Source organism: Novosphingobium sp. 11B (genome assembly GCF_054589055.1).
In genome coordinates this window covers 58,507-75,011 of the sequence record NZ_BAAILP010000239.1, presented here as the reverse complement: position 1 = coordinate 75,011, position 16,505 = coordinate 58,507, and the positions used below count along the sequence as shown (strand labels likewise).

Sequence of the window (16,505 nt, the reverse complement as noted above, 5' to 3'; positions counted from 1 at the left end):
GTAACCGGCGGATGCGGCTTTTACACGGTGCAGCCCGGGCGCGTGGCCATCTCACAGCCAGATCCGCATCCCGAGATGAAGCTGGTGTCTTATCGAAAATCCCGTCTTTGGCGGATTTCCGATCAAGCTTTCAGGCCTTGCTGCATCAATGCTCAAACATTGTCGCAACATTGCGGCATTTTATCCCTTGCCTTTGTCGCAAATCATTCGCATTAGCGGCGGCGAAATTTCCGACACAAGCATGAGGGGTAAAAAAGTGTCCAAGTCTCGCCTTCGCCTATCATCGGCGCGCGTCGCGCCTGCCTATCTCGCGCTTTCGTGCGTGGGCTTCGCTGCCGCGCCTGCGCTCGCACAGGATGCCGAAGGCGACACCGCCGCGCGCAGCCTGGGCGGGGTCACCGTGTCCGACACCGCGATCGAGGAAACGCCGTACCGTGTGAACAAGGCGGATTCGCCCAAGTACACCGCGCCGCTGCTCGACACCCCCAAGACGGTCATCGTCGTGCCGTCGCAGGTGATCCGCGAAAGCGGTTCGACCACGTTCGTCGAGGCTCTGCGGACCGTGCCGGGTATTACCTTCGGCGCCGGTGAAGGCGGTAACCCGCAGGGCGATCGCCCGTTCATCCGCGGCTTCGACGCCCAGGGCAGCACTTATATCGACGGCGTGCGCAGCGTCGGCGGCCAGTCGCGCGAAATCTTCGCGATCGAGCAGATCGAAGTCGTGAAGGGCAGCGATTCCACCATGGGCGGTCGCGGCAGCGCCGGCGGCAGCCTCAATCTCGTCAGCAAGATGCCGCACCTCGGCACCGATGCGCGCGCCGACCTCAGCTACGGCACCGACGACTACAAGCGCGCGACCATCGACGCGAACTACCAACTTGGCGACATGGCGGCGATCCGCATCAATGGCATGTGGCACGATGCCGACGTCGCCAAGCGAGACGTGGTGACCTACAACCGCTGGGGTATCTCGCCCTCGGTGGCGCTGGGCCTGGGCACTTCGACCCGCGCCTTCATCAACTACTATCACATGCAGAGCGACGACATTCCCGATCCGGGCATTCCGTTCGAGCGCACTGCAGCCCAGGTGACTTCGGCAAGCCTGCTGAAGATCGAGCCCGCCGACGTCAAGCGTAGCACCTTCTACGGGTTGGCCAACCGCGACTTCCGCAAGACCAATACCGACGAACTGCTGATGCGCGCCGAGCATGATCTGTCAGACACGATCCGCCTGCGCGCGACCGGCAAGTATGCCAACGTCAAACAGGCATACATCATCACCCAGCCCGACGACAGCCAGGGCAACGTGCAGAACGGCCTGGTGTGGCGCCGAGCGAACACGCGTTGGAGCGACGTGGACTCGATGGTCGGCCAACTCGACCTGTCGGGCAAGTTCATGACCGGCGGTATCGAGCACTCGTTCGCGACCGGCTTCGAGGCCAGCTGGGAACAGTCGAAGCGCGGCACCTTTAACGTAAACACCAACGTCACGACCGCCACGGCAACGAGTGGTGCCAACGGTCGCTGCGGCACGTTGAACATTGCGGCTTACAACTGCACCAGCCTGACCAACCCCAACCCTTACGATCCGTGGCAGAACGTGCAGACCAACGGCACCGTCGTGCCCGTGGTCAAGAGCGCCATCAGCGGCAAGACCGAAGCGACGACTTACGCGCTCTATGCCGCAGACACCGTGACGGTAACCGACTTCCTGCTGCTGAACCTGGGCCTGCGTTACGACTGGTTCGACACGACGGCGACGACCATTTCGACGACCACTGCTCCGGTCGTGCTGTCGAACAAGGAGCACTTCCTGAACTATCAGGCGGGCGTCGTTCTCAAGCCGATGTCCAACGGCAGCGTCTACGTCTCGATCGCCAAGTCGTCCACGCCGGCCGGCAGCCTGATCGGTGAAGGCCAGGAAGGCAACGCGCTGACCGCGCTGACCACCCTTGATCTCAAGGCGGAAGTCACCAAGTCCTACGAGATCGGCACCAAGTGGTCGTTCTTCGATGACGCCTTCGGCCTAAACCTGGCACTGTTCAAGACCGACACCGACAACGCCCGCATCACCAACGGCGCCGATGTGGTCTTCCAGGGCAAGCGCAACATCAAGGGCGTCGAAGTGGGCTTCAACGGCAAGCCGCTTCCGTTCTGGAGCGTCTTCGGTGGCTACACCTACATGGACTCCAAGATCGTCGATGGTGGGTACACCCAGGTCGGCACCGTCATCACGCCCAGCATCAACAACGGCAAGCAGTTCCCGAACACGCCGAAGCACAGCTTCACCGCATGGTCGACGTTCGACATCGCCGAGCGCTTTCAGATCGGCGGCGGCGCGATCTACAACTCCAAGCAGTACGGCGGTTACGGTGCCTCGACTTACGGCACCATCACTCGCTCGATCCCCAGCTACTGGCGCTTCGACGCGACGGCTTCCGCCACCATCACCGACAACATCGAGGTGCGCGTGAACGTGCAGAACCTCGCCAACAAGAAGTACTACGACAAGACCTACTCGACCCACTTCGCGACTATCGCACCGGGCCGCTCGGCCTTCGCGACCCTTTCGCTGAAGTACTGATCCACCCGGACAAGTCACAGGCGCCCGCACCCTTCAAAGGGGCGGGCGTTCGTGTGTCCGGAAGATACGTTCAGAACTGAATTTAATTGCCTTTTTTGCAATTAGTGGGTTGCCCCTCGGGCGCCCTGCCTCCTAGACTGCACGGGTAGTCATATGGAGTGAGGTTTTGGAGACAGTTTCGATCGTACTTTTTCTGCTGCTGGCGGTCGTCGTCAGCGGTGCCGTTGCGAGGATGATGCCGTTCTCGATACCCACGCCGCTGGTCCAGATCGTGCTGGGCGGTGTGATCGGAATGTCCACATCGCATCGGGTTGAACTCGATCCCGAACTGTTCCTGTTCCTGTTCCTGCCGCCCCTGCTGTTCCTTGACGGCTGGCGCATCCCCAAGGACGAATTGTTCAAGGACGCCTCCACGGTGGTGGAACTGGCCCTTGGCCTCGTCCTGATGACCGTGATCGGCATGGGCTTCCTGATCCATTGGATGATCCCGGCGATGCCGCTGGCGGTGGCCTTCGCGCTTGCCGCCGTGGTTTCGCCGACCGACCCGATCGCGGTGTCGGCCATTGCTGCCCGCGTGCCGATCCCCAAGCGAATGATGCACATCCTCGAAGGCGAATCGCTGCTCAACGATGCCTCGGGCCTGGTCTGCCTGCGCTTCGCGGTGGCGGCGGCTCTGACCGGCACGTTCTCGGCCGGAAGCGCGGCGCTCAACTTCCTGTGGGTCGCGGGCGGCGGCCTCGTCATCGGTGTCGCGGTGACGCTGGTGGTGACGCGCGTGAAGGCGTGGGTGACGAAGCGTTGGGGAGAAGACACCGGCTCCCAGATTCTGGTCAGCCTGCTGATCCCCTTCGGCTCCTACCTGCTGGCCGAGCATTTCCACGCTTCCGGTATTCTCGCGGCGGTCAGCGCGGGCGTGACGATGACGTATGCCGAGATTTCGCGGCAGGCCCTCGCGGTTACCCGGATGCGTCGTAACTCGGTGTGGGACATGATCCAGTTCACCCTGAACGGCATCATCTTCGTGCTGCTGGGCGAGCAGATGCCGGGCATCCTCGCCGGAGCGCGCCAGACCGTCGCGGTGACCGGGCATAGCGAGGCCTGGTGGCTCGCGATCTACACGCTGGCGATCGTCGCGGGTCTGGCGACCTTGCGCTTCGTGTGGGTGTGGGCGTCGCTGAAGCTGACGATCCTGCGCAAGGCCAAGCGCGGCGTCGGCGTGCAGACGCCGGACTGGCGCCTGATCGCCGCGACCTCGGTGGCGGGCGTGCGCGGGGCGATCACGCTGGCCGGTGTGCTGACCTTGCCGCTGACCCTCAACGACGGAACGCCGTTTCCCACTCGCGACCTTGCGATCTTCCTGGCCGCTGGGGTGATCGTCGTTTCGCTGGTACTGGCAAGCGTGACCTTGCCGTTCCTGCTCAAGGGATTGGCCATGCCGCCCGAACCGGCACGTCAGGCGGAGGAGGATTCTGCCAGGATCGCAGTCGCCGAAGCCGCGATCCAGGCGATCGAGCGGCACCAACACGCCCTCGCCGAAAGCCACGGCGAGGCCGATCTGTTCGCGGATGCCGGGGGGCAGGTGATGACCCTCTACCGCGAACGCATCGAAGGCCTGAGCGAGCGCCAATCCGCAGAGGCGCGTACCGGAGACAAGCTGCTTCGCGACTTCCGCCTCGTCGGAGTCAAGGCGGAGAGGGCGGCACTTGCGCACTTGCTTCGCGCGCGAAACATCAGCAGCGAAACCGCCCGCAAGCTCACTCGCGAACTGGATCTGTCGGAAGCCCGCTTTCTAGGCTGAAATCGATCCGGCCGGGCGCGAGGAGTCGTTCAAGCTCCTTGCGCTCCTGCGCGCCTCGGTCGCCTAGTGCGTCGAGCGTTGCCAGCGCCATGGCGCGGTAAGGTGACATCAGCGCGGGGTCGTCCCTGGCGATGACGTCGAGATGGCGCTCGATGGTGCCCGCGTCCCCTCGCAGAACAGGCCCGGATAGAGCCGCCAGTCCACGATCGAGGCTGTTTTCGAGCGCCGCGCGAACCAGAGGGGCAAGAAAAGCCCCCGGCGCGGCGATACCGGCCAGTTTCAGGGCGTCGCCTGCACCGGCAATGAGGGTGACCAGATGGTTGGCCGCATGACACAATGCCGCATGGTACAGAGGCCGGTCGGCATCGGCGACCTCTACGGCCACGCCGCCAAGTGCGCGCACGAGTGTCATTCCGGTGACCGTCGCGGCCGGGCTCGACCCGGTCACTGCGAAGTGGGCGGCGGCCATGCGCTCGACCTCGATCTGCGGCTCGCCGGTGAAAGTCATGGCGGGATGGACCGCAGCCGTCCTTGCGCCGATCGCCTGCAGGCAGGAGAGGGGGGCAGTTCCGCTTCCTCCGCTGAGATGGCAGACGAAGGGCGCGCCGGGCAGCGGCTCTTTCGCCATCTCGGCCGCCATCATCTCGATCGCATCGTCGGCAACGGCGATGACGATGAGATCGCAGGTCGCGGCGAGGGTGCTCAAGCTATCCGCGATCACGCATCGCTCGATGTGCCGCGCAGTTTGCACCGCGCGCGCGGCGTTGCGCCCCCAAAGCAGCAGTTGGGACCGCGAGTGATCACGCAGTCCCAGCGCGAAGGCCCGCGCGACGCGTCCGGTTCCGACGATGCCGATCCGTTCGGCTATGGGCGTGACAGTCATGACGACTGCCTAAAGCATTTTCTAATCAGGTGGGATCACCTGATGACTCGGAAAATGCGGAATACCCAGCGTGTCGGCTCGCAAGTTGCACGGCCCTCGGCGATGCCGCATATCTGGCCGAGCAAGGAAAACAACGGGCGAGACGACATGATCGAAATGGTGATCGAGCAACGGCGGCGCAGCCTTGGCGGCGGTCTGGACGTGGGCCGGGTTCTGCCTTTCGCCAAACGGCGCATGGTCGGGCCGTTCGTGTTCTTCGATCACATGGGACCGCTCGACGTCGCGGCAGGCGCCGATCGCAGCCTCGATGTGCGGCCGCACCCGCATATCGGCCTGTCTACCGTGACGTATCTGTTCTCCGGCGAGATCGTGCACCGTGATAGTGTCGGCTCGCATCAGACGATCCGCCCGCAGGAAGTGAACTGGATGACGGCGGGCAGCGGCATTACGCATAGCGAACGGTTCGAAAAGGCCCGCGCCGTCGGCGATCATCTCCACGGCATCCAGGCCTGGGTCGCCTTGCCGGAAGGCGACGAGGAAGTGGCGCCCTCATTCTCTCACCACGCCGGAGACGATCTTCCGCAATGGAGCGAAGCGGGCGTGCGCGGCCAGTTGATTGCAGGCAGCGCCTACGGCCTTACTGCCGGAGCGCGCACGCATTCTCCGTTGTTCTACGCACATCTGGACCTCGATGTAGGCGCGAGAGCCGAAGTGCCGCCGGGCCACGCGGAGCGGGCGGTCTATGTCGCTACCGGGGCGATCGAAGTCGATGGCAGCCGCTACGAAGCGGGCAATATGCTGGTTCTTGGCGCCGACGTATCCAGTGTAATCGCCGTGGAACGATCCACCGTGATGGTGCTGGGTGGCGAGCCGGTCGGCGAGCGCTTCCTCTACTGGAACTTCGTCTCATCTTCCAAGGATAGGCTTCGTCAGGCTGCGGAGGACTGGAAAGCCGGCCGCATGAAACTGCCAGATGCGGACGATCAGGAATTCATTCCCCTGCCGGACGACCCGTTTCTGAAGCCTCCGGCAATGTCGTGACGCGGATGGAAATCGGCTGAAAGCGCGGCGCGAAGGGCCATTTTCCGAAGGGAAGGGGTTTCAATACCGCGCATCGCACTTATATGACGGGTTCCGGTACGCCCGCGACACGATGGACGGCCCTTGGACTGGAGAGGCCCATTCGTCCGTAATCCGGAAAGCTGAACATGTATCTTCTTGCCCGCTGCCCTCTGGTCCCATGTTGAGGCCGCGGCGGCGCGGTATCGCCTCGGTCAATGCCGAAGTGCGGGACGGGATCGTCCCTGCGGCCGGAGCACTGGCAAAGACGCGTGATGAAGGACCTGCGGAGTCCGGCGCAAACTACCGTTTTGTCGCGCTTATCATTGCATCAGCCCTGTTCATGGAATTCGTCGATGCGACGGTGCTGGCCACGGCGCTTCCCACCATGGCGCGGGACTTCTCCGTGCGTCCACAAGAGATGAGCGTTGCGCTGACGTCCTACCTGCTGGCGCTTGCGATCTTCATTCCCGCCTCCGGTTCGCTGGCCGATCGCTTCGGATCGCGCACGGTTTTCCGTACCGCAATCCTGCTGTTCGTGCTGGGAAGCCTTGCCTGCGGGCAGTCGCGCTCCCTGGAAATGATGGTCGCCTCGCGCTTCCTGCAGGGCGTGGGAGGGGCGATGATGATACCGGTCGGGCGACTGGTCCTGCTGCGCTCCGTCGCCAAGCGCGACATGGTCAATGCAATGTCATGGTTGCTGGTTCCCGCGTTGATCGGCCCGATACTGGGGCCGCCACTGGGCGGGTTCATCGTGACTTATCTGGACTGGCGGTGGATATTCTACATCAACCTGCCGATGGGGGCGCTGGGCTTCTGGCTGGTCGGTCGCTATATCGCCAACATTCGCGAGGATGAGCCCGGCCGCTTCGACACGCCCGGCTTCATCCTCAGTGGCCTTTCGCTAGGGTGCCTGCTCTTCGGCTTCGAGATGGTCAGCCGTCCCGGCGAAAGCGTCATGGCAGGAGTGCTGGTGGCTATCGGCCTGATCGCAGGCATCTTCTATGTCCGCCATGCCCGCAACCGCGAGGGTGCCATCCTCGACCTCGAACTGCTACGTGACCCGACGTTTCGCCTTTCGGTCATTGCGGGATCGATCACGCGCATTACCCAAGGTGCCCAGCCATTCCTGCTCCCACTGATGATGCAGGTAGGCCTTGGATTCACCGCAGCGAAGAGCGGGACGATCACCGTAGCCACCGCGATCGGCTCGCTGGCGATGAAGAGCTTCGCGCAGCGCGTTCTTCGCCGTTTCGGCTTCCGCCGTGCCCTGATCTGGAATGGGGTGATCGCAACCGGCGGCTATGCCATCTGCGGCCTGTTCGGCCCCGCCTGGCCGACCTGGGCGATGTTCGCGGTTCTGGTGCTGTGCGGCTTCTTCATGTCCTTCCAGTTCACGGCTTATAATACAATCGCTTATGATGGTGTCGATAAGCAGCACATGAGCCGCGCGACGGCGTTCTATTCCACGTTCCAGCAATTGATGTTGTCTCTGGGCATTTGCGTGGCGGCCATGGCGTTGCACCTTGCCATGATCGCCAATGGCAATTCAGCACCGACGTTGCGCGATTTTTCGGTGGCGTTCTGGGTCGTCACTGCGATCTCATTCACCGCCACCATCTGGAACCTGCGCTTTGCAAGGGATGCAGGGTCGGAAATCAGCGGCCATGTCGAAGGTGAAGAGCCCTCGGAGGAACGACGTTCGGCGGCCTGATGCTCAATGTAAACGTGCCTTGAGAAGGGGGCGTAGCAGATAGTTGAGAACACTGCGCTTTCCATTCAGAATATCCACCTCGGCGACCATGCCGGGAATGATCGGCAGCGCCTTGCCGTCCCGCATGAGATGCGCGCCGTCGGTGCGGACGAAGACCTGATAGTAGGCGTCCTTGCCGCGCACCGTCTCCTCCTCGATGGTATCGGCACTGATCCGCTCGACCCGCCCGTTAAGGTCGCCGTAGACGGTATAGTCGTATGCCGTGATCTTCACTTTCGCCGGCATGCCGGGGACCAGGAACGCCACGTCGCGCGGGCGAACCCGTGCTTCGATCAACAGGCGATCTTCGATCGGCGTCACTTCCATGATCGGCTCGCCGGGTTGAACCACACCGCCGCGCGTATTGATCAGGACGGTGTTGATCCGCCCCCGTACCGGTGAGCGGATTTCGGTTCGCCGCAGTTGATCGCCGCGCTGCTGGACGATCGGGGTGACGGCGCTCAACTCGGCCTGCTTGTTGGCCAGTTCGGTATAGGCCTCCTGCGCATAGGTGTTTTCAAGTTCGACCAGCTTGCCGGTATAAGTCGCGATGTCCTGCCGCAGTTTGAGCGCCTCCATCTCGCTGACGACCTTGCGGGCGGTCAGCGGCTGCACGATGGCCAATTGCCCTCGCGCGATGTGAATCTGCTGCTGCAGGGTCCGCCGCCCTTCCTCCAGTTTGCTGCGCCGGGAAGCGAACAGTTCGCGCTCGGAACGGACGAGCGCGTCATCGGCCTGGACCTGTGGAGGAAAGCTGATCGAACCCTTGCCGAGCACTTCCGCCTGAAGCCTGGCTATCGCGGCTTTGAGAACGACCGCCTGGCTGGCGGATTCTTCGTAGGAGGTCCTGAAATGCGTGGGATCGAGCCGGACCAGCGACTGCCCGGGGGCCACGATATCGCCTTCGCCGACCAGAAGGTCTGCCAGAATGCCGCCCTCCAGGCTCTGGATCTTCTGCATGCGACTGACCGGGACGACCCTTCCTTCACCGCGCGTGACTTCGTCGATACGGGCAAGGGATGCCCACACGATGGCGATCACGATGCTGGCCATTACTGCCCACAGCAAGGGGCGAAACAGGGGATGCGGGCCCGTCTGGAATGGATCGTCCGGTTCGCGGTGGAACCCTTGTGCCGGGAAGGCTTCAACCGCCATGCGCCGCTCCCGCCGCCATGCGCTCGGGCGCGGCCACCTGATTGCCGGAGACGACGCTGCCGATCGGGCCATCCATCACCACACCGCCATCGCGCATGACGATAACGCGATCGACCAGCGCCAGCATCGAACGCTTGTGTGTCGTCAGGACCAGCGTGCGATCGCCCAGCCAGGGTTGCAGGCGCGTAACCAGGTGGTCCTCGGCCGCCTGATCGTAGAACGCCGTCGCTTCGTCGAGCAGCACGATCTGCGGGTCCTGCAGGATCACCCGAGCAAGACCCACCGCCTGTCGTTGTCCGCCGGACAGACTGCGGTTGCCGAGCAGGGGCAGGTCCAGCCCCATGGGATTGGCCCGTACGAAGCGCCCCAGCCCCACATCGTCGAGAACCGTGAAGATCTCCGCATCTGATATGGCGCGGCCCTCGAGATTGAGGTTCTCTCGCAGCGAGCCCTGCATCAGGGCGATGTCCTGCGGCAGGAAGCCGATTGCCGCCCGCCGATCCGAAGGGTCGATCTGGGCAAGATTCATCCCGTCGAGCATGACAGTGCCCGACGTCGCGTCGCCAAGGCCGGACAGAAGGCGCAGCAGCGTCGATTTTCCGGCGCCATTCCCGCCCAGTATCGCCACTTTCTCTCCGGCGGCGATGGTGAGTGCGGCGATTTTCACCACCGGCGGTTCGTCGTCGTATCGAACCGCGGCGTCCGTCAGGACGAACCGTCCCCGCAAACGCTCCGCGCGGACGAATACACGGTTCCCGGGGCGCTCGACCGCAGCGGCCATGAGCTGGTCCAGCCCTTCGAGCGCGACCCGGGTATGTTGCCATCGTGCCAGTATTCCCGCAGCCTGCGACATCGGCGCAACGGCCCTTGCCGCAAGCAGCGAGCATGCGACGAGCGCGCCGACGGTCATCGCCCCTTCGCCGATGCGGTACACGCCGAAGGCGACGACGCCGACGTAGCAAAGTTGCTGCACCATTCCTGCGCCATAAGTCAGCGCGCTCGACAACAAATGGCTGTGCCGCGCAGTTTCCGCGAGTTGGGCGGTCAGCGATTCCCACAAGCGCAAGGCACGCCCTTCGCCGCGCCCCGCCTTGATCGCTTCCAGGTTCTCCACCACCTCGATGAGGATGCTGTTCTTGATCGCACCTTCCCGCAGGTTCCTGCGCGAAAGGTCTGCAAGCCGGCGCTGCATGAGCAGGCTGGGCAGCACCATCAGCAGGACGGCAGCAATCGGCACGACGACGACCGGGCCGCCGATCAGCGCGATGATCGTGAGAAATATGAGCGTGAATGGCAGGTCGCTGGCGATGGCTGCGCTGGACGAGGTGAAGAATTCGCGGACGCCTTCGAACTCGCGAATCTGGCTGGTGAAGGCTCCAAGCGAGGCGGGGCGGGCGGCAAGTCTCGTCTGCAGCACGCGCGCGAACAGCTGTGTCGACAGGTTGAGGTCCAGGCTCTTGCCCATCGCATCGAGAAGATGCCCGCGCATATAACGCAGCATAGTTTCGAGCACGATGGCGATGACGACCCCGCTCGCAAGTATCCAGAGGGTATCGAACGCCGAATTGGGCACGACCCGGTCGTAGACCTGCATCGCGAAAATGGCCGTCGCGATGGCGAGCAGGTTGGCCATCATCGCGCCGAGAGCCACTTCCAGATAAGCACGGCGATACCGTCTCAGTGCACCAAAGAACCAATGCCGACCATCGGTGGACGCAAATGCGGCGGCCCGGGGCTCCGACTTGAAGCGCGGCTTGGCGAAGACCGCGATGCCTGTGTGCAATACCGCCAGCTCGGCCACAGGTGTTCGCTGCATGCCGCCATCCGCATCGGGCAACAGCAGGAGCGCCACGTCGCCTTCCCGCGCGGCAAGAACCACGCTGTTCCCGTCCTTGAGTAACAACAGGACCGGTAGCAGATAACTCGGCAGATCGAGATCGCAGCGCCGGACCTTCGCGGCTATGTCGAGCCGCCGCATGGCCCTTGGCACCATGTCCAGAGGTATAGTGCCATCGACGAGCGGCATCCCGTCGCCCAGTTCGGCCACGCTGGTATGCCGCCCCAGCACGGCCGCGAGGAGGACCAGGCCTGCCCGCAAGCTATCCTGCCTGCGCGGCGATGATCCGCATTTGTCTGGCCCGACATCCGTCACGGCAGTTCCGGCGGCAAAGTGACCAGATCGGACAGCCGGCCCAGCTGTGCCGCTATCCGATATTGAGTCCTGGCCATTTGCAGCATGACTTCGTTGAGCGATCGCCGGGCATCGAAATGCTCGCGCTGGATCGTCACGAGATCGACGATGTCGCGGCGACCGACCTCGAACTGCTCGCGATAGAGGCCGCTCAGGTTGCCGGCATCCGAAACCTGGGCGCGCAGTGTCTGTGCCTGCTGCTCGAGCGCGGTTGCCGTCGTCATCAGGTTGCGCAGCTCGCGGGCGATATCGCGCCGAACCGCGGCCTCTTTCAATTGTGCGGCGTTCACGCGCTGCCTTGCTGCATCGGCCCGGTCAAATGACGAAAGGCCCTGTAGCGGCGTCATGCGCAGGCGCAGTGCTACGACCGCATCGCTTGCCATCCTGCCGCCGATCTCACGACTGAGCGCAGTCGCCTCGAGATTTACGCGCGGCAGTATCGACGAGCGGGCATCGTCGAACTGGGCCCGGGCGTAGTGCGTTTCCTCGAGCGCTTTGCGGAAGGCGGGAGCCTCGTCGATCAGCGTATCGATATCCTGCGTTTCGATACGCCGGACCATCGAGGCCGGTACGGGCTGCTCCAGATGTCCGGGGGGCGTTCCGACTAGCGTTTCGAACTGCGCACCGGCATTGGCGGCTTGTCCGTCATCGCTGGCCAGCCTTTGATGCGCGCGGGCCAGTTCGAGTTGCACCCGGTCCGGCTCGCTGCGATCGGCATATCCGCCATCCGCCCGCATGCCGGTCATGCGCGACAGATCCTCGAGCGTCGAAATCTGCGCGAGATCGACTTCGCGCTGCAGGCGCGCCAGCACGACATCGAGGTAGGTTTCGATCACGTCTCGGACCGCTTCGTCGCGTGTTATCGACCATTCTGCGCAGGCCTTCCGTTCGGCCGCCCGCGCGCCGTCGGTCCTGCTGCGCGTCTGCCCCCAGTCGTGGACCATCTGCGCAGCGGTCACTTCATAAGCCCATTTCTCCGGCGACACTTCCCGTGGGCCGCCCGATGCGGAGATCGACGGGAGGTATCCGGATCGCGCCACTTTCACCTCGGTATGCGCGGCCCTCACCTCCGACGCTGCCGCGGAGAGCGCCGGATGACGCGCCATCGCGGCAGCTACGGCTTCCTCCACCGTCATGGCCTCCGCCTGCCGCAGACCTGGGCAAACGGTCATGAAAGCGATCATGCCAAGAACGAACAAAGCATCTGCGCGGCCTCCCCCCGCTGCCCTCACACGACGACCTGGACTGTGTTGTCCTCGACTAGAATGGTGCTCACCCCGAATGTATAGACGTCGTATACGAGGCCATCGAGCGTCTGCGTCGATCCGGTGTCGACGGCACCGGCGATGTTCAGCACGTCGTTGGACTCACCGGTTATCTGCAGGGTGTGTCCCGCATCGGTGATTGCGCTGACTTCCGACGCCGTCAGGGTCAACACGCTACCGCTGTCGCCCGTGCCGAGATCGATGCGCTCGATGTTCGACAGCGTGCCGACCCCCGACGCTCCGTAATCGAGATCGATGCCGTTCCCGAGCAGGATCGTATCGAACCCGGCACCGCCGTCGATGGTGGAGAAGTTGGTGGCCAGCACTTCGACGGTGTCGTGCCCCGGACCGGTCAGCACGTGATCGCCTGCGCCGACGTTCAGGACGAGATCGTTCCCGCTGTTGCCGTTAATGTGCTCCGCCCCGGTTGTGCCCGACATGATGTCGTCCGCCAGCGAGCCGTTCACATCGATTTGTCCCAGGTTCAGGGACAGGCCATTGGGACTGAGGGACAAGCCGTAGATCGCGCTCTCATGCCCTTGCGGATTTGTGGCCACCATTCCCAACGATATCTGGGAGCCAAGATTGAGGATGTCCGTAACGTTCAGGCCCAACTGGGTCAGGATGGCCGGGCTCAGGAGATTGAGCGTGAAATGGCCGCTGCCATCGGCGGTAAGGGGCAGCAATTCAACGTTGAGCACCGGAGTGACGACCCGGATCACCACCGTGGAGTTGGGCTCGGTCGTACCGCTTATGCCGAATTGGGGGTTGAGCGGGTTGAGGCTGACGGCCAGACCAAAGCCTCCGATAGTCAGCGGCGCTTCGATGTTGGGCGCGACATCGATCGTCGCCACGCTGCTCGTGTTGCCGGCCGGATCTTCGCTGGTGACGGAGATCCGAGCGTCGAGCAACTGCGCCCAGTCGAGCCGAACGCCAAGGTCCGTCAACAGGTTGAGCGAGGCCAGGCCGCTGTTGTCGGCTGTGACCACGGTATTGGTTGTCAATCCGCCCACGGTCGCCGTGACCGTCAGCTGCGAGCCGGGCTCGCCGGATATGGTCAGAGCGCTGGCCAACAGCGACAGGACGGGCGTTGCGGGGGGGCTCGTGTCTATCACGAAGTTGACGGGCGATGCCCCATCTCCTCCGCCGATGCTGGCCGATACGGATGATGCTCCCTCGGGAAAACCACCTGCGGGCGCGATCGTAAGGACGACGACCCCGGCCAGTATGTCGCCCACCGACAGGACATGGGTGGCTTGCGCCTGATATCCGCCCTGACCGTTCAGCGCGGCCGTGATCTGCTGCCCGGCCTGCATCGTCGGTCTGAGCGTGACTTCGATCTGGATGCCGTCTGCCGCCTCGTTCGCGTTGATGTAGCCGTCGTCCGCCTCGACCACGGCTATCATCAAGGGCGCGATGTCGGGGGCGATCAGGACCGTGGGCAAACTCTGGTTTCCCGCGGCGTCGATGGCAATGGCGCTCACGGTCTCGTTGGCGATCAACGGGGTGAGCAACGGGAGGCTGAAGTTACCGTTGCCATCGACCGTGACTTGTATTGGATTGGCCGTGTCCCCATCGATCACGACCCGAACGGTAACGCCTGGTTCCGCTGATATGAGCAGAAGTTCACCGCCCGAAACCAGCGTCAGGAAAGGGCTGTCAGGAGCGGTCGCATCGATCGTGACGGTGGATACCGGGCCGATATTGCCGGCGGCATCGATGGCGAATGCCTCGACCACCGTGGAATCGGGAAGGGGCGTGGATGGCGTGAAGATCCAGTCGCCGTTTTGATCGACGATGGCCTCGCCCAGCGGGATACCCAGCCCGTCCGTCAGGATGATGGTCGTACCGGGTTCGGCCGTCCCGGTAAGGACGTCGCCGCTGCTCGCGGCGATGATCGGCGCGACGGGCGCAACGGCATCGACCACCGTGCTGGCCGGAAGGCTGGTGTTACCGGCCGCATTGACGGCGACGACCTCCACGACGGTATCGTGCGGCAAGGCGAGGGTGGGTACGAAAGTCCAGTCGCCATTGTCGTCCGCAGCCGTTTGTCCGATCGGATTGCCCAGCGAATCGCTGAGCAGGAGCGTCACCCCCGGTTCGGCATTGCCCTCCAGCAGCGCACCGGTCGTCGGGTCGATGGTCGGAATCGCCGGTGGCACGCCGTCCACGGTGGTGCTGACCGGTCCGCTTACATTGCCTGCGGCGTCGACCGATACCGCGATGACCACCGTGCCATCGGGCAAGGGGAGCAGGGGGGTGAACGTCCAGTTGCCCTGCGGATCCGTCGTAACCTGTCCAAGCGGCAAGCCATAATCGGGAACCGCAGACGAGGCTGCGAATACCGTGAAGCCGCCCGGACTCGCCTGCGGCGAGAAGGCGGCAAATGTATTGCCCGTCCCGTCCATCAGCACCACGGTCGAATTCGGTTCCGCCGTGCCGGTGACGAGCGAGCCGTTGGTGGAATCTATGCTCGGCGCGTCTGGAGCGATCGCATCGACCGTCGTGGTAGATGCGGGGCTGGCATTTCCCGCGGCATCCTGGGCGGTGGCGCTGACGCCCGTGCCGTCCGCCAAGGGGGGGGGCGGGAACGAAGCTCCAGTTCCCGTCTGCCTCGGCGAGCGTCTGGCCGATGGGATCGCCATTGCCGGCGGTGAGCAGGATGAGGGCTCCGGGCTCGGAGGTGCCGGATATCACCGTGCCGTTGGTCGGTGCGATTTCGGGTGCTGCGGGAGAAACGGCATCGATGACGATACTATCGGAAGCACTTTCGTTGCCGGCCGCATCGCGAGCCACGGCGTTGACGCTGGTGCCGTCGGGCAGCGGAGATCCCGGCGTGAAGGTCCAGGTTCCACCTGTGCCTACGACCGTCTGGCCGAGGGAATTGCCGCTGCCGTCGGTGAGGATCACCGTTGCACCCGGCTCGCCGGTGCCGGAAATCACGTCGCCTTTGGATGGGGCAATGTCGGGAGCCGCAGGCGCAGTGGCATCGACCGCAGCGCTGGTCGAAGGACCGACATTGCCCGCCGCATCGCGCGCAGCCACCACGACGGTGCTTCCATCCGCCAGCGGCGGCGACGGCGTGAAGATCCAGTTCCCGTCGCTATCGGCGCTCGTCTCTCCGATCGGATCGCCGTCGCCGTCGGACAGGATCAGAGTTGCCCCGGGCTCCGCAGTGCCGGACACCGTCGTCGCATTGGGCGGCGCCAATGTCGGGGCCGGGGGCGCCATCGCATCGACGGTGGTGCTGGTTGGAGGGCTGCTGTTGCCTGCGGCATCGCGCGCAATCGCGATCAGTATCGTGCCATCGGGAACGGGATTGGCGGGCGTCATCGACCAAGCCCCGTCAGTGCCGGCGACGGCCTGCCCAAGCGGCGTACCGCTGCCATCGGTGACCAAGATGGTGGTTCCGGCCTCGGCCGCGCCGCCGATCTCGGTGCCGTTGCTTGGTGAAAGGGTGGGAGCGTCGGGAGCGAGGGAGTCGATGGTTATGCTGGCCGTCGGGCCAGCCTGCCCCTCCAGGTTCACCGCTGCGACGCGGATCACGGTCCCATTGGTCAGCGGCGGTTGCGGAGTGAATGACCATGTTCCGTCTGCCGCGATCGTAGCCTGACCGACCGTATGCCCTGCGGCATCCGTGAGCATAACCGCGACGCCGCTTCCGGCGGTGCCGGTCAACGCGGTACCGTTGCTGGGGGCGATGGTGGGGGCAGTGGCTGGTGGAGGAGTCAGGTCGGGCGCCTGGACGGTCGCCGCGTCACTCATGTTGCCCGCCGCGTCGGTGACCCTGACCGTGATCGGCTGCCCATTGTCGACG

General features: G+C 64.0%; 10 protein-coding genes and 1 pseudogene. 5 read left to right on the top strand and 6 right to left on the bottom strand.

Going from position 1 to position 16,505, the window contains the following annotated elements:
* Positions 1-256 precede the first annotated feature (256 nt).
* Positions 257-2,584 carry a TonB-dependent receptor gene (locus ACYPYD_RS21350; protein WP_459665360.1) on the top strand — a complete coding sequence of 776 codons (2,328 nt, stop codon included), beginning with the start codon at positions 257-259 and terminating at the stop codon, positions 2,582-2,584.
* A gap of 166 nt (positions 2,585-2,750) precedes the next feature.
* Positions 2,751-4,382 carry a Na+/H+ antiporter gene (locus ACYPYD_RS21345; RefSeq protein WP_459665357.1) on the top strand — a complete coding sequence of 544 codons (1,632 nt, stop codon included), beginning with the start codon at positions 2,751-2,753 and terminating at the stop codon, positions 4,380-4,382.
* Here the strand turns inward: ACYPYD_RS21345 and ACYPYD_RS21340 are convergent.
* Positions 4,339-5,265 (bottom strand): Rossmann-like and DUF2520 domain-containing protein, encoded by a 927-nt coding sequence (locus ACYPYD_RS21340; RefSeq protein WP_459665356.1) that lies wholly within the window; start codon positions 5,263-5,265, stop codon positions 4,339-4,341. The genes ACYPYD_RS21345 and ACYPYD_RS21340 overlap by 44 nt on opposite strands.
* A 147-nt stretch (positions 5,266-5,412) precedes the next feature.
* Here ACYPYD_RS21340 and ACYPYD_RS21335 point away from each other — a divergent pair, with 147 nt between their 5' ends.
* Both ACYPYD_RS21335 and ACYPYD_RS21330 read left to right on the top strand, forming a co-directional pair.
* Complete coding sequence (locus ACYPYD_RS21335; RefSeq protein WP_459665414.1) at positions 5,413-6,306, top strand: pirin family protein; 894 nt, start codon at positions 5,413-5,415, stop codon at positions 6,304-6,306.
* A 199-nt stretch (positions 6,307-6,505) separates the two neighbouring features.
* Positions 6,506-8,038, top strand: coding sequence for an MDR family MFS transporter (locus ACYPYD_RS21330; protein ID WP_459665354.1), 1,533 nt, complete (start codon positions 6,506-6,508; stop codon positions 8,036-8,038).
* Between the two features lie 3 nt (positions 8,039-8,041).
* Here ACYPYD_RS21330 and ACYPYD_RS21325 read toward each other — a convergent pair whose 3' ends face one another.
* From ACYPYD_RS21325 to ACYPYD_RS21305, 5 genes and pseudogenes are all read right to left on the bottom strand, one after another.
* Positions 8,042-9,232, bottom strand: a complete 1,191-nt coding sequence (locus ACYPYD_RS21325) for an HlyD family efflux transporter periplasmic adaptor subunit (protein ID WP_459665352.1) — start codon at positions 9,230-9,232, stop codon at positions 8,042-8,044.
* Complete coding sequence (locus ACYPYD_RS21320; protein ID WP_459665349.1) at positions 9,222-11,330, bottom strand: type I secretion system permease/ATPase; 2,109 nt, start codon at positions 11,328-11,330, stop codon at positions 9,222-9,224. The genes ACYPYD_RS21325 and ACYPYD_RS21320 overlap by 11 nt, the downstream gene beginning before the upstream one ends.
* A gap of 50 nt (positions 11,331-11,380) precedes the next feature.
* Complete coding sequence (locus tag ACYPYD_RS21315) at positions 11,381-12,559, bottom strand: TolC family protein (RefSeq protein WP_459665347.1); 1,179 nt, start codon at positions 12,557-12,559, stop codon at positions 11,381-11,383.
* A gap of 92 nt (positions 12,560-12,651) precedes the next feature.
* Positions 12,652-15,264 (bottom strand): Ig-like domain-containing protein, encoded by a 2,613-nt coding sequence (locus tag ACYPYD_RS21310; protein ID WP_459665346.1) that lies wholly within the window; start codon positions 15,262-15,264, stop codon positions 12,652-12,654.
* Between the two features lie 226 nt (positions 15,265-15,490).
* Positions 15,491-16,333, bottom strand: a pseudogene (locus ACYPYD_RS21305) (Ig-like domain-containing protein); the annotation flags it as partial.
* Between ACYPYD_RS21305 and ACYPYD_RS21300 the strand changes: the two are divergent.
* The coding region (locus ACYPYD_RS21300; RefSeq protein ID WP_459665420.1) for a hypothetical protein at positions 16,326-16,505 on the top strand (180 nt) is incomplete at its 3' end. The pseudogene ACYPYD_RS21305 and the gene ACYPYD_RS21300 overlap by 8 nt on opposite strands.

What these genes read in the sequence shown, in the direction of transcription:
- ACYPYD_RS21330 (WP_459665354.1), top strand. Translation starts at nt 6,506, where the DNA reads ATGTTGAGGCCGCGGCGGCGCGGTATCGCCTCGGTCAATGCCGAAGTG.
- ACYPYD_RS21335 (WP_459665414.1), top strand. Translation starts at nt 5,413, where the DNA reads ATGATCGAAATGGTGATCGAGCAACGGCGGCGCAGCCTTGGCGGCGGT.
- ACYPYD_RS21325 (WP_459665352.1), bottom strand. Translation starts at nt 9,232, where the DNA reads ATGGCGGTTGAAGCCTTCCCGGCACAAGGGTTCCACCGCGAACCGGAC.
- ACYPYD_RS21340 (WP_459665356.1), bottom strand. Translation starts at nt 5,265, where the DNA reads ATGACTGTCACGCCCATAGCCGAACGGATCGGCATCGTCGGAACCGGA.
- ACYPYD_RS21315 (WP_459665347.1), bottom strand. Translation starts at nt 12,559, where the DNA reads ATGACGGTGGAGGAAGCCGTAGCTGCCGCGATGGCGCGTCATCCGGCG.